The organism is Mesorhizobium sp. ISC15, assembly GCF_037162615.1.
Lineage (GTDB): Bacteria > Pseudomonadota > Alphaproteobacteria > Rhizobiales > Rhizobiaceae > Mesorhizobium > Mesorhizobium mediterraneum.
On record NZ_JAVSPX010000001.1, the window covers coordinates 2,679,337 to 2,699,328 of the forward strand.

The 19,992-nt window shown below is 63.3% G+C and carries 22 protein-coding genes; 16 read left to right on the forward strand and 6 right to left on the reverse strand.

Annotation, left to right across the window (positions count from 1 at the left end):
* The first annotated feature begins 27 nt into the window (after positions 1–27).
* The 7 genes from RPG13_RS12845 to RPG13_RS12875 all read left to right on the forward strand — a co-directional run bounded on the left by RPG13_RS12845 (position 28) and on the right by RPG13_RS12875 (position 7,559).
* A complete protein-coding gene (locus tag RPG13_RS12845; protein WP_337125172.1) occupies positions 28–1,311 on the forward strand; it encodes an NAD(P)/FAD-dependent oxidoreductase in 1,284 nt (427 codons plus the stop codon).
* 86 nt (positions 1,312–1,397) lie between these two features.
* On the forward strand, positions 1,398–2,285 hold the full coding sequence (locus RPG13_RS12850) for an ABC transporter permease (RefSeq protein ID WP_127289727.1): 888 nt from the start codon (positions 1,398–1,400) through the stop codon (positions 2,283–2,285).
* Entirely contained in the window at positions 2,282–3,160 is an 879-nt protein-coding gene (locus tag RPG13_RS12855; protein ID WP_127289729.1) for an ABC transporter permease, read from the forward strand. Before RPG13_RS12850 ends, RPG13_RS12855 begins: the two co-directional genes overlap by 4 nt.
* A complete protein-coding gene (locus RPG13_RS12860; RefSeq protein ID WP_127289731.1) occupies positions 3,145–4,215 on the forward strand; it encodes an ABC transporter substrate-binding protein in 1,071 nt (356 codons plus the stop codon). The genes RPG13_RS12855 and RPG13_RS12860 overlap by 16 nt, the downstream gene beginning before the upstream one ends.
* A gap of 192 nt (positions 4,216–4,407) precedes the next feature.
* Positions 4,408–5,016, forward strand: coding sequence for a cupin domain-containing protein (locus tag RPG13_RS12865; RefSeq protein ID WP_095483924.1), 609 nt, complete (start codon positions 4,408–4,410; stop codon positions 5,014–5,016).
* Positions 5,006–6,091, forward strand: a complete 1,086-nt coding sequence (locus RPG13_RS12870; RefSeq protein ID WP_095483925.1) for an ABC transporter ATP-binding protein — start codon at positions 5,006–5,008, stop codon at positions 6,089–6,091. The genes RPG13_RS12865 and RPG13_RS12870 overlap by 11 nt, the downstream gene beginning before the upstream one ends.
* Positions 6,092–6,131: 40 nt before the next feature.
* On the forward strand, positions 6,132–7,559 hold the full coding sequence (locus RPG13_RS12875) for an aldehyde dehydrogenase family protein (protein WP_337125173.1): 1,428 nt from the start codon (positions 6,132–6,134) through the stop codon (positions 7,557–7,559).
* Positions 7,560–7,625: 66 nt separating this feature from the next.
* Here RPG13_RS12875 and RPG13_RS12880 read toward each other — a convergent pair whose 3' ends face one another.
* The gene (locus RPG13_RS12880) at positions 7,626–8,318 is read right to left on the reverse strand and encodes a FadR/GntR family transcriptional regulator (RefSeq protein WP_126103317.1); all 693 of its coding nucleotides are present in this window, start codon (positions 8,316–8,318) and stop codon (positions 7,626–7,628) included.
* Between the two features lie 178 nt (positions 8,319–8,496).
* On the opposite strand from RPG13_RS12880, the gene RPG13_RS12885 reads away from it, so the two are divergent.
* The 8 genes from RPG13_RS12885 to RPG13_RS12920 are packed head-to-tail and all read left to right on the forward strand — an operon-like array spanning position 8,497 to position 15,808.
* The gene (locus RPG13_RS12885) at positions 8,497–9,492 is read left to right on the forward strand and encodes an ABC transporter substrate-binding protein (RefSeq protein ID WP_337125174.1); all 996 of its coding nucleotides are present in this window, start codon (positions 8,497–8,499) and stop codon (positions 9,490–9,492) included.
* Between the two features lie 12 nt (positions 9,493–9,504).
* Complete coding sequence (locus RPG13_RS12890; protein WP_337125175.1) at positions 9,505–10,332, forward strand: ABC transporter permease; 828 nt, start codon at positions 9,505–9,507, stop codon at positions 10,330–10,332.
* A gap of 1 nt (position 10,333) precedes the next feature.
* The gene (locus tag RPG13_RS12895) at positions 10,334–11,137 is read left to right on the forward strand and encodes an ABC transporter ATP-binding protein (protein ID WP_127289737.1); all 804 of its coding nucleotides are present in this window, start codon (positions 10,334–10,336) and stop codon (positions 11,135–11,137) included.
* Between the two features lie 6 nt (positions 11,138–11,143).
* Positions 11,144–11,899, forward strand: a complete 756-nt coding sequence (locus RPG13_RS12900) for an ABC transporter permease (protein WP_337125176.1) — start codon at positions 11,144–11,146, stop codon at positions 11,897–11,899.
* Positions 11,900–11,901: 2 nt separating this feature from the next.
* Complete coding sequence (locus tag RPG13_RS12905) at positions 11,902–12,600, forward strand: fumarylacetoacetate hydrolase family protein (protein ID WP_337127013.1); 699 nt, start codon at positions 11,902–11,904, stop codon at positions 12,598–12,600.
* Positions 12,593–14,125, forward strand: coding sequence for an acyl--CoA ligase (locus RPG13_RS12910; protein WP_337125177.1), 1,533 nt, complete (start codon positions 12,593–12,595; stop codon positions 14,123–14,125). The genes RPG13_RS12905 and RPG13_RS12910 overlap by 8 nt, the downstream gene beginning before the upstream one ends.
* Before the next feature lie 2 nt (positions 14,126–14,127).
* Positions 14,128–15,114: a 2-dehydropantoate 2-reductase gene (locus RPG13_RS12915; RefSeq protein WP_337125178.1), complete on the forward strand. Its 987-nt coding sequence runs from the start codon at positions 14,128–14,130 to the stop codon at positions 15,112–15,114.
* A complete protein-coding gene (locus tag RPG13_RS12920; protein ID WP_337125179.1) occupies positions 15,092–15,808 on the forward strand; it encodes a 2'-5' RNA ligase family protein in 717 nt (238 codons plus the stop codon). Before RPG13_RS12915 ends, RPG13_RS12920 begins: the two co-directional genes overlap by 23 nt.
* A gap of 12 nt (positions 15,809–15,820) precedes the next feature.
* On the opposite strand, the gene RPG13_RS12925 is transcribed toward RPG13_RS12920, so the two are convergent.
* A complete protein-coding gene (locus tag RPG13_RS12925; protein ID WP_337127014.1) occupies positions 15,821–16,300 on the reverse strand; it encodes an SRPBCC family protein in 480 nt (159 codons plus the stop codon).
* Between the two features lie 2 nt (positions 16,301–16,302).
* Entirely contained in the window at positions 16,303–16,668 is a 366-nt protein-coding gene (locus RPG13_RS12930) for an ArsR/SmtB family transcription factor (RefSeq protein ID WP_337125180.1), read from the reverse strand.
* Positions 16,669–16,842: 174 nt separating this feature from the next.
* Between RPG13_RS12930 and RPG13_RS12935 the strand changes: the two genes are divergently transcribed.
* Positions 16,843–17,196 carry an ArsC family reductase gene (locus RPG13_RS12935; protein WP_337125181.1) on the forward strand — a complete coding sequence of 118 codons (354 nt, stop codon included), beginning with the start codon at positions 16,843–16,845 and terminating at the stop codon, positions 17,194–17,196.
* Between the two features lie 24 nt (positions 17,197–17,220).
* Here the strand turns inward: RPG13_RS12935 and RPG13_RS12940 are convergent, their stop codons facing one another.
* From RPG13_RS12940 to RPG13_RS12950, 3 genes are all read right to left on the reverse strand, one after another.
* Complete coding sequence (locus RPG13_RS12940) at positions 17,221–17,577, reverse strand: DUF488 domain-containing protein (protein ID WP_337125182.1); 357 nt, start codon at positions 17,575–17,577, stop codon at positions 17,221–17,223.
* A gap of 45 nt (positions 17,578–17,622) precedes the next feature.
* Positions 17,623–18,879: an aminopeptidase gene (locus RPG13_RS12945; RefSeq protein ID WP_337125183.1), complete on the reverse strand. Its 1,257-nt coding sequence runs from the start codon at positions 18,877–18,879 to the stop codon at positions 17,623–17,625.
* Between the two features lie 188 nt (positions 18,880–19,067).
* Positions 19,068–19,976, reverse strand: coding sequence for a LysR substrate-binding domain-containing protein (locus RPG13_RS12950; protein ID WP_337125184.1), 909 nt, complete (start codon positions 19,974–19,976; stop codon positions 19,068–19,070).
* Between the last annotated feature and the right edge of the window lie 16 nt (positions 19,977–19,992).

Sequence of the window (19,992 nt, forward strand, 5' to 3'; positions counted from 1 at the left end):
TTTGACGAAATCCATTTCAGGTGACCTTTGCCCGTACCGTTTTACGATCCGATCTGGCAGAAGCCGCCGGCGGCCCCTGCGTTCCAGTCGCTTTTTCCCGGCGGGCAACGTGTCGATGTCGTTATCGTCGGTGGCGGGATCCTCGGTCTGTCGACCGCCTTGCATGCAGCCCGGTTCGGGCTTGCCGTGCAGGTGCTGGAAGCCGGTGAGATCGGCCAGGGCGCATCGGGCCTGAATGGCGGCCAGGTGATCCCCGGCCTTAAATATGATCCGGAATGGCTGCTGGAGCATTTTGGCCCCGACCGCGGCGAGATCCTCGTCAATTTTGCCGCCTCGACGGCGGATGCGGTCTTCGAATCGATCCGCGACGAGAAACTGGCGGTGCCGTTCGTTCGCAACGGCTGGATCCAGGCAGCGCACACCGAGACGGCGCTGAAGGCGGCGGCGAACAGGGACCGGCAATGGCAGGCCCGCGGCGCCGATGTCCGGCTTCTGAGCCGGACCGAGATCGCCGCGTTGACTGGCGCGCGGGGCTATCTCGGCGGCTGGCTCGACCGCCGCGCCGGCGTGATCGATCCGCTTGCCTACACGTCGGAGCTGGCACGGATCGCCTCGGCCGCAGGCGTGAAGATCGCCGAGCACCAGAAGGTGGTGCGCCTCGGCAAGAACGCCGGCCTTTGGCGCATTTCGACGGAAGGCGGCGCCGAATTGCAGGCGAAAGCGGTCATTCTGGCGACGAACGCCTATACCGGGGATTTGCTCCCCGGTCTCGCCGAGACGATCGTTCCGTTGCACTCCTTCCAGATCGCGACAGCGCCGCTGCCGCCCGATGTGGCAGCCGGGATTCTGCCGGAGGGGCAAGCGGTGTCGGATTCGCGCCGCATCCTCATTTATTACCGCAAGAGCGCCGACGGCCGGCTGGTGCTTGGCGGGCGCGGCGGGATGGCGCTGCCGACCAGCGAAGGTGACTGGGCGCATCTCGAGCGCGCGCTGCTCCGGCTCTATCCGGCGCTGTCCGGCGTTGCCGTCGAAAAGCGCTGGTTTGGTCGGGTGGCGATGACGCCGGATCATCTCCCGCATATCCACGAGCCCGAGCAGGGCCTGATGGCCGTGGTCGGTTGCCAGGGCCGTGGCGTCGGCCTGATGACCGCGCTTGGCGAGCGCATTGCTGGCTATCTGGCGAGCGGCGATGCCAGGCAATTGCCGTTTCCGGTCTCTCCGATCCGGCCGATCCCGTTGCAGGCCTTTCGGCAGATCGGCGTTGCCGCGACGATCGCCTGGTATCGTATGCTGGATGCATTCGAGCGCTGATTTCATGCCGGCGCAGGAATCAGCTTGACAGTTTCATGATTATGAAAAAATCTTAGGCGATTTCAAAATCCCGATAGGGTAAGACGATGTCGACCATCGTTGCGATACAGCCGCCGCCGGAATCCCGGTTTTCTTCGGGTTTCCGCTTGGCCATGCTGCTGCCGGGCGGACTGGTCACCTTCTTCCTGATCCTGTTTGCCCTCGGCCTCGTGCTCTTCCTCGCCTTTCGCGGCAATGATGGTTCGCTGTTGGGCGCCGGTTTCACCCTTGCGAATTTCATCACGGTGGTGTCCGACCCGCTGTACTGGACGGTGACGCTGCGCTCGCTGACCATCGCCGGTCTGGTGACGCTGGCAACGGTCGTCACCGCCTATCCGGTCGCTTATTATCTTGCCTTCCACGCCGGCCGGCGGCGCGGCCTGCTGTTGTTTCTGGTGACGTTGCCGTTCTGGACCAGCTATCTCCTGCGCGTCTTCGCCTGGAAGATCGTGCTCGCCTACAATGGCGTGCTGAACTCGGCGCTGATCGAAAGCGGAATCTGGTTCGAGCCGACATTGGCGTTTCTCAACACGCCGGCGGCCGTCGTCGTCACGCTGGCTCACGCCTACGCGCCATTCGCCATCCTGCCCATCTATGTGGCGCTGGACACCATCCCCAAATCGCTGCTCGAAGCCGCTTCCGATCTCGGCGCCAGACCGTTCACCAGCTTCCGCCGCGTCGTGCTGCCGAACTCGATGCCGGGGGTGCTGGCGGCGGCCCTCGTCGTCTTCGTGCCGACGGTTGGCGACTATGTGACCCCGGCGCTGGTCGGCGGCCCTGCCAGCACCATGATCGGCACGCTGATCCAGGCCCAGTTCGGCAAGGCCAATGACTGGCCATTCGGCGCAGCGCTCGCCGTCGCCGTCATGCTGGTCATCCTCGCCGTGGTGCTGGTCGTGCGTTTCGCCGACCGCAGGTTTGGCAGCCGGACATGAGCGCGGCGCGCATAGACGCAAAGAAAGGTGGGAGTTGGCTCGGCGCCTACGTGCTTGTCTATCTGGTATTCCTCTATTTGCCGGTATCGCTGATCCCGCTTTTCTCCTTCAATGCTTCGATCCAGGCGGCGTTTCCGCTGCAAGGCTTCACGTTTGAATGGTACGCGACGCTGTTCGGCAATTCGGCGCTGTCCGGCGCTCTTGCCAACAGCCTCGTCATCGGCGCGATTGCCGCCACCGGCGCGACGCTTTGCGGCATCACCGTGTCCTATATGGACCTCTACGGCCGCTCGCCGCTTGCCCTCACGATCAGCGCCATCGCGCGGCTGCCGATCCTGATCCCCGGCGTCATCGTCGGTATCTCGCTGCTGATCCTGGTCAATCTCATCGGCTTCGGTCCGTCGCGCATCGCCATCGTCCTCGGCCACATTTTGGTGGCGCTGCCGACGACGGTGGTGATCATGAAAAGCCGCTTCGCCGCTATCCCAAAGACGATCCGCGAGGCCGCGCTCGATCTCGGCGCTTCCGACTGGACGACATTCAGGCGGGTCATGCTGCCGCTCAGCCTGCCCGCCATTGTGTCGGCGTTCATGTTGGCCTTCCTGACCTCCTTCGACGAGTTCATCGTCGCCTTCTTCCTGGCCGGCACCGAGCCGACGCTGCCGCTTTATATCTGGAGCCAGCTGCGATTCCCGAAGTCGCTGCCGACCGTCATGGCGCTGGGCACGGCAATCCTGGCCCTGTCCTTCGTCATCGCGGCAATGGCCGAAATCCTGCGCCATCGTGGGCTCGCCGCCGCTCAGCGGCCGGTGCCCGCCGACCTGTCCAAACCAGAAGAAACCGAAAGAGGAGAACTGCAATGGCATTCGACCTGAAATCGATAAATCGTAAGACAGTCCAAGCCGGATTGGCCGCCTTCGCGCTGGCGCTTTCGTCGACCGTCGCGTTTGCGGCCGACAAGCTGCAATATTTCACCTGGTCGGGCTACGAACTGCCCGACTTCAACAAGAGCTTCCTCGTCGCACACCCCGATGGCGTAGAAGCCTCGATGTTCGGCGACGACGATGATGCCTTCACCAAGGTCAAGGCCGGTTTCCGCCCTGATGTCGCGCATCCCTGCTACGACAAGGTGGCGCGCTGGAACAAGGAAGGCCTGCTGCAGCCGATCGACACCAAGCGCATCAAGAACTGGGATTCGATTTTTCCGGTCTTCAGGAACCTGCCCGACCTGCAGGCCGGCGACGGCAAGGTCTGGATGGTGCCGTGGGACTGGGGCAACACCTCGATCCTCTACCGCACCGATCTCGTGAAGAACCCGGAACCGAGCTGGAACTTGCTGTGGGACAAGCAATATGCCGGGCGCATGGCGACGATCGACGCCGTCCACGACACGCCCGTGGTGGCGGCCCTTCTCGCCGGCGTCAATCCATTCAACATGACGCCGGAACAGATGGACAAGGTGGCGGAAAAGCTGCGCGAGCAGCGCCCGCTGCTCTCTAACTACACCACCGACATGACCTCGGTCGAACAGGCACTGGCCAGCGGCCAGCTGGTCGCCGCCATGACCTGGAATGCGTCAGCCACCTCGCTCAAGAAGCAGGGCGTTCCGGTCGAGTTCATGAAGCCGAAGGAAGGAATGCTGACCTGGTCGTGCGGCTTCGTCATGCTCAAGGATGCCAAGAACGTCGATCTCGCCTATGACTTCATCAACAGCCGGCTGGAGACGGATTCGGGAAAATACTTGATCCAGGCTTATGGCTACGGCAGTTCGACCAGCTCGGCCTTCGCTGCGGTGCCGAAGGAAGAACTGGAGAAACTGCAGCTGCCGTCCGATCCGGAAGTGATGCTGAAGACCACCGTCTTCACCGGGCCGATGAAACAGAATGACGAACTCGCCAAGATGTTTGAGAAGGTCAAGGCAGGCGGCTGAGTCTCGCCTTCCCTTCTCCCCTTGTGGGAGAAGGTGGATTGGCGCGCCGCGCCAAGACGGTTGAGGGGTGTTGGACGGAGTGCCGTCGGTGCCAAGCTGGAACACCCCTCATCCGACCGAGCTTCGCTCGGCCACCTTCTCCCACAGGGGGAGAGGGAAAGCCGCCGTGCCGAAAACGAGGTCGGGAAACAGATGGACATACGAAACGAAACCGCTGAAAAGCCGAAGGACGACGCCGATGTGCGGGTCGGCCGGCGCGTGCGGGCGCTCAGGCTGGGACGCAATCTTTCGCTGGCCGAGCTTGCCGCCAAGGCCGGCGTTTCGATCGGTGCGCTCAGCCAGATCGAGCGCGGCCTGTCCTCGCTTCGCGTCAAGGTGATCTGGCCGCTTGCCGCCGCGCTCGACATCGAGCCGTCGGCGCTGATCGCCGACGGCAACGATGCCGGCAACGACCTCTATTGCGTGCGCGCCAACAGCCGTCGGCAAATCCCGGTGAAATCGGAAGGCATTGCCAAGGCGCTGCTGTCGCCGCCGGCCGCCACGCTCACCGGCATGCTGGTGACGGTGGAAGCCGGCGGCGGCACCGCCGAGGCCTATGCGCACGCCGGCCACGAATTCGGGTTCGTCATGTCGGGCGAGGTCGAGCTTGTGGTCGATTCCACCACCTATGGGCTGAAGGCCGGCGACAGCTTCGCCTTCAAGAGCACCTTGCTGCATGCCTTCCGCAATCCGGGCGTCGAGCGCTGCCAGATTCTCTGGGTCAACACGACCAAGCCGTCCGAGGTTCGCGATGGCGCCTGATCCTCTCGTCCGGCTGGATGCGGTGTCGAAGATGTTCCCCGGCGGCATCGTCGGTCTCGACACCATCGATCTCGACATTGCCCGCGGCGAGTTCCTGACGTTGCTCGGACCCTCCGGCTGCGGCAAGACCACCAGCCTGCGGGTGATCGCTGGTTTCGAAAGCCCGTCAAGCGGGCGGGTGCTGCTCGAAGGCCGTGACATCACGGCACTCAGGCCGTTTGACCGGCCGGTCAACACCGTGTTCCAGGACTATGCGCTGTTTCCGCACATGGACGTCGCCGAAAATGTCGGCTTCGGCCTGTCGCTGCGCAAGCTTTCCGGGGCAGAACAGGCAAAGCGCGTCGGCGAAGCGCTCGACATGGTTGGCCTTGCCGAAAAGCTCGGCGCCCGCGTGTCCGAATTGTCGGGCGGCCAGCGCCAGCGCGTCGCGCTTGCCCGTGCCATCGTCTGCGAACCGCGTGTGCTGTTGCTCGACGAGCCGCTATCGGCGCTCGACGCGCATCTGCGCGAACAGATGCAGGTCGAGCTGAAGCGGCTGCAGTCGCGGCTTGGCACCACTTTCGTCATGGTCACCCACGACCAGACCGAGGCGCTGTCGATCTCCGACCGCATCGTCGTCATGAACAAGGGCCGTATCGAGCAGATCGCACCGCCGGCAGCGCTCTACGACCGGCCCGCCACCAAATTCGTCGCCAGTTTCATCGGCACGATGAACCTGCTGCAGTCGCGCTTTGTCGGCCGTGACGGCGATCGGTTGCATTTCAACGCCGGCGCCTTGCCGCTGGAAGCCACGTCGGAAACCGGCGAAGCACCGGGTGAAGGCGCGGTGCGAACCATCGGCGTGCGTCCGGAGGATCTTTTGGCAGCAACCGAAGCGGCGACCGGCACCGCGCCGGCGCGGGTGAGCAGCATCGTCTTTCACGGCCGCACCTTGCGCCTGCACGCCGAATTGGGGCAGGGGATACCGGTGGTTATCGACGCGCCACGCCGGGCGGAAGGTTTTCAATTCAGCGTCGGCGACGTGGCGCATATCAGCCTGCGCCGTGGCGCTAACTGCCCTATGCTACCCAGCTAATCTGTTCCCTATCTTTTCCAGAAAACCGGAGCATTACCCGATGAGCAATCATCTGAACTTCTTTATCGACGGAAAATGGGTCGCGCCCGTGGTGCCGGCAACGCTGGATGTGATCGACCCGTCTACTGAAGAGGCCTACACGAAAATCTCCGTCGGCTCGAAGGCCGATGTGGATCGCGCCGTGGCAGCGGCCAAGGCGGCCTTTCCGGCATTTTCCCAAACCAGCAAGGCCGAGCGTCTGAAGCTGCTGAAGCGCATCCTCGAGGTCTACAACGAGCGCTACGAGGATATCGCGCAAGCTGTCTCCCAGGAGATGGGCGCGCCGATCACCTGGGCGCGCGAGGCGCAGGCCTGGGCAGGCAGGGCGCATATGGAATCCACCATCAAAGCGCTGGAGGATTACGAATTCAGCGAGAAGCGCGGCGGCACCATGGTGGTCAAGGAGCCGATCGGCGTCTGCGCGCTGATCACGCCATGGAACTGGCCGCTCAACCAGATCGTCTGCAAGGTGGCGCCGGCGATCGCCGCCGGCTGCACGGTCGTGCTGAAGCCTTCCGAGATCGCGCCGATCAGCGGCGTCATCTTTTCGGAAGTGATGGAGGCGGCAGGCACGCCGAAGGGGGTCTACAACATGGTCAACGGCACCGGTCCCGACGTCGGGCAGGTCATGGCCGGCCATCCCGATGTCGACATGGTTTCCTTCACTGGCTCGACCCGGGCCGGCATCATCGTCGCCAAGACGGCGGCCGAGACCGTCAAGCGCGTGGCGCAGGAGCTCGGCGGCAAATCGGCCAACATCGTGCTTCCCGACGCCGACTTCGAGGCGGCCGTGCGCCAGGGCGTCAACGCCTGTTTCGGCAATAGCGGCCAGTCGTGCGACGCGCCGACGCGCATGCTGGTGCCGGCGGCCCGCCACGACGAGGCGCTGACGATCGCCAAGAAAGCGGCCGAAGCGCACAAGGTCGGTGATTCGCGCTCGGAAGAGACCAAGCTCGGTCCGGTGGTCAGTAACATCCAGTTCGACAAGATCCAGCGGCTGATCGAGGCCGGCATCGCCGAGGGTGCTACGCTGGTCACCGGCGGTCTCGGCCGGCCGGAGCACCTCAACCGCGGCTACTATGTCAGGCCGACCGTCTTCGGTCACGTCACCCCGGGCATGACCATCGAGAAGGAGGAGATTTTTGGGCCGGTGCTTTCGGTCATCTCCTATGATGACGACGACGACGCGGTGAAGATCGCCAACGACACTGTTTATGGCCTCGCCGCCTATGTGCAGTCCGGGGATATCGATCACGCGCGAAAAGTCGCCGGCCGCCTGCGCGCCGGACAGGTCTCGATCAACTATCCGGAGTGGGATACGTTCGCGCCCTTCGGCGGCTACAAGCAATCCGGCAACGGCCGCGAATATGCCGACTGGGCGATCCATGATTTCCTCGAGATCAAGGGCATCATCGGCTACGGCGCCTAGCGCATGACCCGAACAGCGCCGCGCGTTTAAGAAGGACGCGCGGCGCTGTAGCGTGGCCAATCCAAACTATTCGGCGGCTTCGCGGACAGGGATCAGGCGCCGCTCGACCTGTTGGAGATGCAGGCGCATCGCCGCGGCCGCGCCGCCAAGGTCGCGTTCGGCGATCGCCTCGACGATCCGTTCATGGTCGGCAAAGCTGTGATGGTCCGCCGGAGGACGGGCGCCATCTGAACGAAGACGTCCCCAGACCACCGTTCGGCGCACCGCGTTCAGGACGTCGAACAGGCCGAGCAGCACATTGTTGCGACTCGCCTGCGCAATCTGCCGGTGGAGCAGATTGTCGATGTTCTCATATTGCCGCCATGTGACGGCTTCCCGCGTCTGCACCAGCGATTGCCGCATCGAGGCTATATCCGAAAGCGTGGCGTGCAGCGCCGCTTCGCGCGCAATCTCGGGCTCAATGATGAGACGCGCGCGCATCACGTCGGCCGGATTCGTGCGCCCGGCGATTTCCGAAATCCCAATCGTCTCCTCTACCGGTCCACTGCCGACGAAGGTGCCCCTGCCGACGTGACGCCAGATGCGGCCGTCTTTCTCGAGCACCGCCAGCGCCTTGCGCAGATCGCCGCGCGATACGCCGAGGCTCTCCGACAGTTCCCGCTCGGCAGGCAGCCGCGTCTCGCCGGCATGGTCCATCTGGGCAAGATAGGCCTGAAGCTGAACCAGAGCGGCGTGGCCGCCATTTCCGGGATCGTCCATCAATTTAACCAATTCGCATAAGATTTCCCTTTGTTGGTGTTAAAACGATTAGCGCAAACCGTCAACTGCCGAGTTTTCTGGGCGAACGTGTCCGACACGCCGCAGTTTCTCCTTGACCAATCCGGTCTGTGGCCTTAACCAATTAAGGTAATGGTTACAAGAAACGGGAGGAATGACAATGGCCAGCATGACCAGACATACCATCCTTGCCACCGCTTTTGCCGCGGCCCTGGCATGGGCACTGCCCCTGTCGGCCGCAAATGCGGGCGACATGCGCATCGCATTCGGCGACCTTCCCGGTATAGAATCCATCCAGACACTCGCCGCGATAGAGCGCGCCAAGGAACGCGGCGTGAATGTCGAGCTCATCGTTCTCAATGACGAGGATCTGGCTGCCCAGGCCATTGTCGGCGGCCAGGCCGATGTCGGCATCGGCGCGCCCTATACTCTGATCCAGAAGGTGGGCGTGCCGATTCGCATCTTTGCGCAGATATCGACGCTGCGCTTCTTTCCCGTCGTCAACAGCGAATTCTACAAGGAATGGAAGGATCTCGACGGGCAGGAAGTCGCCGTTCAGGCGCGCGGCTCCGGTACTGAGGCCGTCATGCTCCTGATGGCGAAAAATCACGGCATCAAGCTCGGCAACATCAGCTATGTCCCGGGTTCCGAGGTTCGCCGCAATGCGCTGCTCCAGGGAACCATCAAGGCGTCGATCGTCGACGCCGCCAACAGGCGCGCGCTCGAGGCCGAAGCCCCCGGAAAGTTCATCGTCTTGCCGGTCGAGGATCTCGGCGCCTCGGACGAAGCGCTTTTCGCGACCGCAGACTATCTGAAGAACAACGCCGCCGACGTCGACATCCTGGTCGAGGAATTGATGAAGACCGCGCGCGAGATAACCGCGAACCCGGCGGTGGCGGTCGAGCTCCGCAACAAGTACAAATTGCTGCCGGATCTCGGCGCGGAAGCGGATAGCGAAATCACCGAATACTACAAGGAAACCGCGGAAGCCGGCAGCCTTGCGCTGAATGGCGGCGGAGCGGATGCGGCCGCAGACGACTTCGCCTTCTTCAGCCTTGCCGGCCAGATCGAAGGCGATCCCGCGAGCCTCAAGGTTGAGGACTTCTGGGATGTCTCGGCACTCGACCGCGCTGTCGCCAAGCTCGGCAAGAAATAGGCGGCCTGCCGGATGGCCGTAAGCATCAGAACCGACGGCGAGGCTGCCAGCCTCGCTCCTCTTTCCAATCGCAGTGCAACGGGCGCATCGTGGGACCAGCCGATCCTGCTCAGGCTCGTGTCGATCGCCCTGTTCGCGGGAATTTGGGAGGTGGCCGGCCGCATTCCCGTCAGCTTCGCCTTCCCAACTTTTTCCGACACGATCGTCGCGTTTTTCGGATTGCTCGCCGATGGCAGCCTGGCAACTGCCTACCTCTCGACGCTGCAGCCGCTGGTGCTCGGCGTTGTCTTGTCGGCGTTCCTGGGTGTCGGTCTCGGCACGATCTGTGGTCTATGGCGCACCGGCGAATGGCTGCTAATCCCCGTGTTCATCGTGCTTCAGGCTGCACCCGTCGCCGCCTTCATTCCAATGGTCACCTTCGTCTACGGGATTGGAATGACCGCCAAGACGCTCGCCGTCATGATCCTGGCGCTGCCGGTCATCGTGCTCAACACCTACAAGGCCGTGCGCAACGTCAACGAGTCGTTGCTGGCCATGTGCCGATCGTTCATGGGCACACGCTGGCAGACCGTCGCCAAGATCATTCTTCCGGACGCCAGCCCGGTGATCTTTGCCGGCTTGCGCCTCGGCGTCGCTGCCGGGTTCGTCGGCGTGGTGCTCGCCGAGCTGCTGATCACCCCGACCGGCATCGGCGACCTCATCACCTTCCACCGCTCGCGCGCAGATTACGCCGAGATGTACGCAACAATTGCCTCGATCATCGCGCTTTCCACCCTGACGCTCGTCTTTCTGCAGTGGGTGGAAGTCCGTGTTTTCAGGCCCGAGAGTAGAGGTGCTTAACATGGGCGCGACCGCATTGCGAAATGGACCGTCACCGGTTCCCGCACCGATCGATTCAATCGTGGAAGTGAGAGGAATCTCCAAGACCTACGGCAATGTCGAGGCGTTGCGCGGCATCGATCTCGACTTTCCCAGGGGCAAGCTGACCAGCCTTCTCGGACCCAGCGGTTGCGGAAAGACGACGCTGTTGAAGATCATAGCCGGGCTGATACGGGCTGATGGCGGCACCGTCGCGATCAACGGCAAGCGCGTCAGCGCCCCAGGCCCCGAACGCGCTTTCGTGTTCCAGGACTTTGCGCTGATGCCTTGGGCGACCGTGACACGCAACGTGGCCTTCGGGCTGGAATTGCGCGGCACGAACAAGGCCGAGCGCGAGGACATCGCCCGCCGCTATATCGCCGAGGTGGGGCTCGCCGGCTTCGAGGACAAATATCCGCACGAGCTGTCGGGCGGCATGCGCCAGCGCGTCGGCCTGGCGCGGGCTTTATCGGTCGATGCCGATGTCCTGCTGCTCGATGAGCCGTTTTCGGCGGTCGACGAGCAGAACCGGCGGAAGTTCCAGGAAGATCTGATCCGGCTGCGCACCAACCAGAACAAGACCTTCATCTTCGTGACGCATTCGATCGAGGAGGCGGTCTACATCTCCGACCGGATCGTGTTGCTGTCACCGAGGCCCGGTCGGGTTTCGCAGATCATCGAGCCGGAAATCGATCGCTCCGGCGATCCGGAGCGCATTCATCGCGACAGGCACTATCTCGATACGGTCGATGAGATCTGGCAGGGGCTGAAGCAATATGTGGAATGATCGGCCATGACCCTGTTTGGCTACCGTGTACCAATGATGGCATCCCTGCTCGTCTGGTGCGTCGTATGGGAAATCGTCGGCCGGCTGGACCTTGTCTTTCTGCTGCCGCCGTTTAGCGACGTGCTGGCAGCAGCCGTCGGTCTGGTGCAGACCCCGTCCTGGCAGAGCGCGACGGTCACGACCCTTCGCGCCTTCGCCATGGGCATGGCCCTGTCGATCGTAATCGGCGTGCCTCTGGGCATCCTGATGGGACGCGTCAAGATCGCCGACGATTTGCTCGGCATGTGGGTCAACATCTTTTCAAGCGCACCGCTTTCGGCCATCGTCCCGGTGCTGATGATCCTGTTCGGCTTCGGCGAGAAGACGATCGTTGCAGCGGTGTTCCTGTTTGCGATCTGGATCATCGTTCTAGACACCCGCGCCGGGGTCCGCCACATCTCACCATCGCTGATCGAAATGGCGCGTTCCTATGGCGCCTCGCGCCCGGCGCTCTATAGCAAGATCATCCTGTGGGCGGCTCTTCCGGAAATCCTTGCCGGCATCCGCCTCGGCCTCATCCGCGGCGTCAAGGGCGTCGTCATCGGCCAGTTGCTCGTCGCCATCGTCGGCTACGGCGCGCTGTTCGAGACCTTCTCGCGAAATTTCCGCATGGCCGAATTCTGGGCCTTGACCATCATCCTTTTTGCCTTCGCCCTGCTGATCGCCGAACTGATCGAAAGGGCCGAAGCCAAAGTCGAATACTATGCAGGAGCAAGACAGTGAACATGCACGGCACGACCTCAAGCTACGTCATCGAACCGACCGCAATCCCAAGCATTCCGGTGGCGGGAACCGACAAGATGTTTCCGGTGCACCGCGTCTATTGCGTCGGGCGGAACTATGCCGCGCATGCCGTCGAGATGGGACACGACCCCAACAAGGAGCCACCGTTCTTCTTCCAGAAGAACCCCGACAACCTCAATGTTAGCGGAGAATTTCCATATCCTCCGGCCTCCAACGATGTCCATCACGAGATCGAAATGGTCGTGGCGCTCAAAAGCGGCGGCACGGACATCGCGGTCGAAAAGGCTCTGGACTGCGTATTCGGTTATGGCGTAGGTCTCGACATGACGCGGCGCGACCTGCAAGGTAAGGCGAAGGACATGGGCCGTCCTTGGGAGGTCGGCAAGGCCTTCGAGGCGTCGGCGCCATGCACGCCGTTGGTTCCGGCAAGCTCGATCGGTCATCCAACCCAGGGAGCGATTTGGCTGGACGTCAATGGCGAGCGAAAACAGACCGGCGACCTCAACCAGATGATTTGGAAAGTTCCGGAAATGATCAGCTATCTCTCAGGTCTTTTCACGCTGATGCCGGGGGACATCATCCTTTCCGGCACGCCGGCGGGCGTCGGGGCGGTTGTTCGCGGTGATGTTCTTCGCGGTCATATCGATGGCGTCGGCGGCCTAGAGGTTCGCGTTGTCTGAAGCGTCGATCATTGAACGGCTTGCCGCCGGAGCGGATGATGCGCCGGCGATTTCGGCACCCGACAGGATCACGCTGACCCATGGCGGGCTGCGCCGCCTGATCTCCGAAACGGCGGCGCAACTGCATGCACTGGGCCTCGGCCGTGGCGACCGGATAGCCATCGTGCTGCCGAACGGGCCGGAGATGGCCACTGCCTTTGTCGCTGCGGCGGCGGCGGCATCCACGGCGCCGCTCAACCCGGCCTACCGGGCCGACGAGCTCGATTTTTATCTCTCCGACATCGGCGCCAACGCAATCCTGGTCGCCGAGGACGAGAGTGGTCCGGCGGTCGCGATTGCCGAGCGTCTCGGCATAGCTGTGCTGAGGCTGATCACGCGGCGTGACGCGCCAGCCGGCAGTTTTGAGATCGAGGGCAAACCGGTTGGTCCGTCTGTTTCGTCCGGCTTGGCGGAGGATGGCGACATCGCGCTGTTGCTGCACACATCCGGCACCACGTCGCGCCCCAAGCTGGTGCCGCTCAGCCATGCCAATCTCGCCGCCTCGGCCGCCCACATTGGCGCGACGCTCGGCCTGACATCAGGTGATCGCTGCCTCAACATCATGCCGCTATTCCACATCCATGGGCTGATCGCGGCGGTGCTGTCCTCGCTCGCCGCCGGCGGCAGCGTGTTCTGCACGCCGGGCTTCAATGCTCTGCGCTTCTTCCATTGGCTAAGCGAGGCGCGGCCGAGCTGGTACACGGCCGTGCCGACCATGCATCAGGCGATCCTGCCGCGCGCGGCGCGCAATGCCGAGGCGTTGGCGACAGCGCCTCTCCGCTTCATCCGCTCGTCCTCGGCATCGCTGCCGCCGCAGGTGATGGCCGAGCTCGAGTCTACCTTCGGCTGCCCGGTGATCGAATCCTACGGCATGACCGAGGCCGCGCACCAGATGGCCTCGAACCGGCTGCCGCCGGGCCTGCGCAAGCCGGGCAGCGTCGGCGCCGCCGCCGGACCGAAGGTGGCGGTGATGGCGCTGGACGGACAATTGCTGAAGCCGGGTGAGACCGGCGAGATCGTCATTCGTGGGCCCAATGTCACCGCGGGCTACGAGAAAAATCCGGACGCCAATGCCACCGCCTTCGCGCATGGCTGGTTTCACACTGGCGACCAGGGCGTGCTCGACGACGACGGCTATCTGCGCGTCACCGGCCGGCTCAAGGAGATCATCAACCGCGGCGGCGAGAAGATCTCGCCGCTCGAGGTCGACGACGTGCTGATGGACCATCCGGCGGTGGCGCAGGTCGTCACCTTCGCCACGCCGCACGACAAGCTCGGCGAGGAGGTCGCAGCGGCGATCGTGCTGCGCGAGGGCATGGCCGCCACCGAAGGCGAGATTCGCAGCTTTGCCGCGATGCGGCTCGCCGACTTCAAGGTGCCGCGCATTGTCCTGATCCTGGACGAAATCCCGAAGGGCGCGACGGGTAAGCTGCAGCGCATCGGTCTCGCGACCAAGCTCGGTCTTGCCAAACCCGGTCTGGGATAATGATGCGGATCACCATTTTTGGCGCTGGCGCGATCGGCGGCTATCTCGCGGCCAAGCTTGCCATGGCCGGCCGGGTCGATCTGTCGATCGTGGCGCGTGGCGCGCATCTCGATGCGATCAAGGCGAACGGGCTTCGCTTGATCGAGGACGGTCATGAATCCGTCGCCTCTGTCAGGGCCGCCGCGCAGGCGTCGGAACTGGGCGTCCAGGACTATGTCGTGCTGGCGCTCAAGGCCCATTCTCTCGCACCAGCGCTCGACCAGATCGCGCCGCTGCTGGGCGAGGGGACGGCCGTCGTCACCATGCAGAACGGCGTGCCGTGGTGGTATTTCCATAAGATCGGCGGGGCGCTCGAAGGCACGCGGTTGCAAGCGGTGGATCCCGGTGGGGTGATCTGGGACCGGCTTGGGCCGGATCGCGTCATCGGCTCGGTCGTCTATCCCGCTGCCGAGGTGGACGCGCCCGGCCTGGTCCGCCACATCGAGGGAAAACGCTTCTCGCTTGGCGAGCCCTCGGGCGAGAGGAGCGAACGTGTCACCCGGCTTGCCGAGGAGATGGTTGCGGCGGGCCTGCAGGTGCCCGTCCGCGACGACATCCGCAGCGAAATCTGGGTGAAGCTCTGGGGCAATCTCTCCTTCAACCCGATTTCCGCGCTGACCGGCAGCACGCTTGCGGCGATCGCTGCCGACGAGGCAACCCGCACGCTTGCCCGCACCATGATGCTGGAGGCGCAGGCGATCGGCGAAAGCCTCGGCGTCCGGTTCCCGATATCGGTCGACCGCCGCATCAAGGGCGCCGGCGACGTCGGCGAGCACAAGACCTCGATGCTGCAGGATCTGGAGCGCGGCCGGCCGATGGAGATCGACGCGCTGGTGACGGCGGTCCAGGAGCTTGGCCGGCTGGCCGGCCAGCCGACGCCCACCATCGACAGCGTGCTGGCGCTGGTGCGCCGCCTCGCCATCGAGCGTGGCTGCTATTCTCCCTTGTAGTTTGTTCCTGATTTGTTCTAGTCTGTTCCCGCGGATAAAATACCGGACGGGATCAGCCATGAACGAGCTGCCTTCATTCGGAATCGGCAAAAACGGCCAGACTTTCTTCCGCTGGAACGAGCCAGACCAGCGGCGGAACGATCGGCTGTTTTTCGCCATTCTTTTGGACAGCACGATTGCCACGCCGCTGGCGCTGAAGGCGGCTGGTTGGCAGCGTGAGTTGGGCCTGCGCGGCAACCTCATTGCGGCGGAGCAGTTGCATGTCTCGCTGGTTGGGCTCGGCGACCATGACGGATTGCCGATGTCCCTTGTGGACACCGCCTGCCGCGCCGGCGGGCTCGTTCAGGCAGCATCGTTCGATGTTACCCTCGATCGCCTGTCGGCCTTCGGCGGTGGCGCGCTGGTGCTGCGCGGCAGCGACGGCAATCCAGCCTTGCAAACCTTTTGGCGCAGCCTCGGCGCTACGCTCTCCGATAGCCCGCTGAAGCCCTTCGTGGCGAATTCCTTCGAACCCCACGTTACCTTGCTGCGCGACAGGACGCAGGTCGCGAAGCTTGGCGAGCGAGCCATCGAACCGATTGGCTGGACGGTACGGGACTTTGTGCTCGTCCACAGTTTCCTTGGGCGCGGCCGGTATCAACTCTATGGCCGCTGGCAATTGAGCGACCAGGACGACGCTGTGGCCGCCGTGTGAGAAGACGCCGTGTCAGATCGTCTTGACGTATTGCGCAAGCTGGTCGACCACGGTGCCCCAGCCATCGAAAAAGCCCATCTCCTCGTGGTTCTTTCGTGTCGCTTCATCCCTGTGGATGGCGGTCGCGGTGTGGCGCGTCGCCTTGCCTTCTGGCTGCAACGATATGACCGCTGTGATGAATGGGTCCCCTGACGGCCGATAGCCGGGTAGCAATGCATCGGTCCATACCAGCCGCTCGTTCGGCACGATGTCGAGGTAGCAGCAATGGCGGTCATTGACCTCCTTGCCATCGGGTGATTGCATGCGGGTTCTGAACAGGCCGCCGGGCCTGAGGTCTATCTCGCAGTCGGTGACGATCCACGGCTTCGGTGTGAACCATTGCCGGACATGCTCGGGCTTGGTGTAGGCGGTCCAGAGCAATTCTCGCGGTGCGTCGACGACGCGTTCGAGGACGAGGTCCAGTCTGGGGTCCGGTTTGAACGGCGGAACCATCCTCATTTGTCTTTCTCCTTGAGTGTCATGACGTAGGCATCGAATTGGTCGAGGCGGCGCTCCCACATTGCACGCTGCTCGGCCAGCCAGTTTTCGGCGAGCTTCAGCGGCTCGGGCGCAAGCCGGTAGGTCCTGACGCGGCCGGTCTTTTGCGAGCGCACCAGCCCGCAGCCTTCCAACACCTTCAGATGTTCGATGAAGGAGGGCAGTGCCATGTCGAAGGGCTGGGCAAGCTCGCCGACCGAGGCGGGGCTTCTGTTCAGCCGCTCGACAACACGTCGACGCGTTGGATCGGCAAGCGCCCGGAAAATGCCGTCGATCGGCGGGACGTTCGGACTCGCGGTCTGTGGGCTTGTTGCGACGGTCATGTCTTCCTCGCGGCACTGCGCATGGCCAAAGATGTTCGGGGAAATACTTAGGAAAATTCCTTAGTATTGGCAAGCCCAAAATTTGAAGATGCCGGCCTGGCCGCTGGCAAAGTCGCAAACGCGGTCTTAGGGTGCCGCCGGATTCGAACGCAGATCAGTCCGAGGATCACAATCTTGACGATCACCATGTACGGCATCACGAATTGCGACACGATCAAGAAGGCCCGCACCTGGCTGGAACGCCATGAGGTCGCCTACCGCTTTCACGACTACCGGGTCGAAGGGCTCCACGCGAAGCGGCTGGACGGCTGGTCCAGCAAGGTCGGCTGGGAAATCCTGCTCAACAAGGCGAGCACGACGTTTCGCGAACTGTCGGACAAGGACAAGCTGAGCCTCGACGAGAACAAAGCCAAGGCGCTGATGCTGGCCAAGCCGACGATGATCAAGCGGCCGGTGCTGGAGCTCGGCGATCGCATCCTCGTCGGCTTCAAGCCTGATGTTTATCAGCAGGCGGTGGATGGGAAATAGACGCGGTGCAGCGTGCGCGCCGCCTCAACCCTTTAGGCTGAGATAGTCAGCCAAAGCCACCGCATTATTGTGCAGCTCGTCTTGGGCGCCGTAGAGCAGCGTCACCCGGCCGTTGTCGAGCAGGGCGCGCAACTGGCCAACCGCGGCGCCGTTCCTGTCGAGCTCGCCGCGATATCGCTGCTGGAATTCCATCCAGCGTGTCGGCTCGTGGCCGAACCATTTGCGCAATTCATCGCTTGGCGCAATGGTCTTGAGCCAGAGCGTCAGCGCGGCGTCTTCTTTACGGACGCCGCGCGGCCATACGCGGTCTATGAGCACCCGTTGCCCATCGCTAGGCGAGGGCGGCTCGTAGATGCGCTTGACTTTGATATCGAGTTTCATTGCCAACTCCAGGGTTGACCGCCAAGACCGCTTGTTGGCGGCTCCTTAAGCCCACTCGCCCTTGCGCATGACCGGCACGCGGCTGCCGTCCTTGCCGACGCCGTCGATGTCGATCTTGTCCGAACCGATCATCCAGTCGATATGGATGAAGCTCTCGTTGCCGCCGCGCGCCGCGATCTCGTCCTGGCTGAGCGAGGCGCCGTCGACGAAGCACTTCGAATAGCACTGTCCCAATGCGATGTGGCAGGCAGCGTTCTCGTCGAACAGCGTGTTGAAGAACAGCAAGCCGCTCGCTGAGATCGGCGAGGAATGCGGCACCAGCGCGACTTCACCTAGCCGGCGCGAGCCTTCATCGGTGTCGAGCACCTCCTTCAGCACGTCCTCGCCCTTCGAAGCCTTTGCCTCGACGATCCTGCCTTCCTCGAAACGCACCGAGATCTCATCGATCAACGTGCCTTGGTAGGACAGCGGCTTGGTGCTCGAAACATGACCCTCGACGCGCCTGGCATGCGGTGTGGTGAAGACCTCCTCGGTCGGGATGTTCGGGTTGCAGGTGATGCCGTTCTTGGCGGTCGAAGCGCCGCCCATCCATTCATGGCCGTCGGCGAGACCGACGGTCAGATCGGTGCCGGGTCCGGTGAAATGCAGCGCGTGGAAATTATGGCCGTTCAGCCATGCGGTGCGGCCGCGAAGTGCGGCGTTATGCGCCATCCAGTTGCCGATCGGGTCGTCGACATCGACCCGTGAGGCGGCAAAGATGGCGTCGGCGAGCTTGGCTACGGCGACGTCGTCGGTATCGCCCGGGAAAACCTGCTTAGCCCAAGCCTGATCAGGATAGGCGACGATGTTCCAGTTGATGTCGAAGCCGGTGATTTTTTCCAGCGCCGGCCGATAGGCCATCGAGTTCGCCTTGTTGGCGCGCGCCACTTTCGCCGGATCCTGCGCCGACAGCAGCGACGGATCCTCGCCGCGCACGGCGAGCCGCGCCGCATTGTTGGCGAAGGCCTTCGCCATGCCCTCATAGAGCCAGCCGGCGGCGTGGTCGAAGCCGGCATCGGCTCCATGGCGGAAGCGCGCCAGCGTGATCTCATCGTCGTTGAAGATCGGCGTCACCAGGCCGGCGCCGGCCTTGTAGGCGTGCTCGACGATCCGCCGCGTCAAAGGCAGCGCTGCGATCGACGACGTCAGCACCAGATCCTGCCCCGGCTGCAATTGCAGCCCGACCTTGATGGCGACTTCGGCCAGCCTGTCGAGTTTCACCGGGTCGATCGTTGCGGAAACGCCGCGCGAATGTGTGGTCATGATCCTGCCTGTCGTGATGTGGTGTCTGGTTCCTACATAGATCGCCGTCGCTGCGCTTTCCACAGCGATTGCGACTACCACAGCGCCGCGCGTCCTGTCGGACGCGCAAAGGACGCTGTGGCACTTTGATCTTGCGCATGATCCTTTTCCAAAAATCGATTCCGATTTTTGGGGTCATGCGCCCAGGTTCAACCCACGCTGGCGAGCGAGCCGAATTGCGCCATGGTCGCCGCTATCTCTTCGCGGATCCAGATCTTGAAATCCCTGACCTTGCGGCTTTCGGTCTTGGCGGTCACCAGCCAGTAGCCCAACCCGCTCTCAGCGCGCACGCCGAACGGCGCGACCAGTCGGCCGTCGGTGAGAGCGTCAGCCGTCAGTAATTGCCAGGCGAGCATCACGCCATGGCCGGCAATCGCCGATTCCAGGCAAAGCATCGGGTCGGTGAAACGCGCACCCTTGAGAAAGGTGACAGGCTTCACCCCGGCCGCCTCGAACCAACTGTCCCAACTGATCATCGACCGCTCGTCGGTGATGGCGCAGATCTGCGCCAGGTCTTGGATCGACTTCAGTCTGGCCGCGATCGACGGCGCGCAGACCGGAAACACCTCCTGCGCCAGTAGCAGTTCCGCGCGGACGCCCGGCCATTTGCCGTCGCCCATCCGGATGCCGATGTCGATGTCGGAATGGTCGAGATCGGCGATCCGGCCCGAGGCGTCGATGCGCAAAAGCACATTCGGATGCCGGGCGAAGTGCCGCGACAGCCTCGGCAGCAGCCACTTCGAGGCGAAGGCCGGCGCGACCGAAACCACCAGCGTGCATTCTGAGGTCTCGTCGGCGAGCGCCACGGCTTGGGCGAGTTCGCGAAAACCTGCCCCGAGGCGCGCGGTGAAGACGGTGCCGAATTCGGTCAGCACCAGACCGCTCGCCGTTCGTTCGAACAGCGCCTGGCCGAGTTGCTCTTCTGTTCGCTTGACCTGCTGGCTGACGGCGCTGGCGGACACGTTGAGTTCGCTCGCCGCAGCCGAAAGCGATCCCAGACGGGCGACGGTTTCCACGGCGCGCAAGCCGTTGAGGTGGACGCGGTTCAGCATGACCATACAGTATTTCTAATCC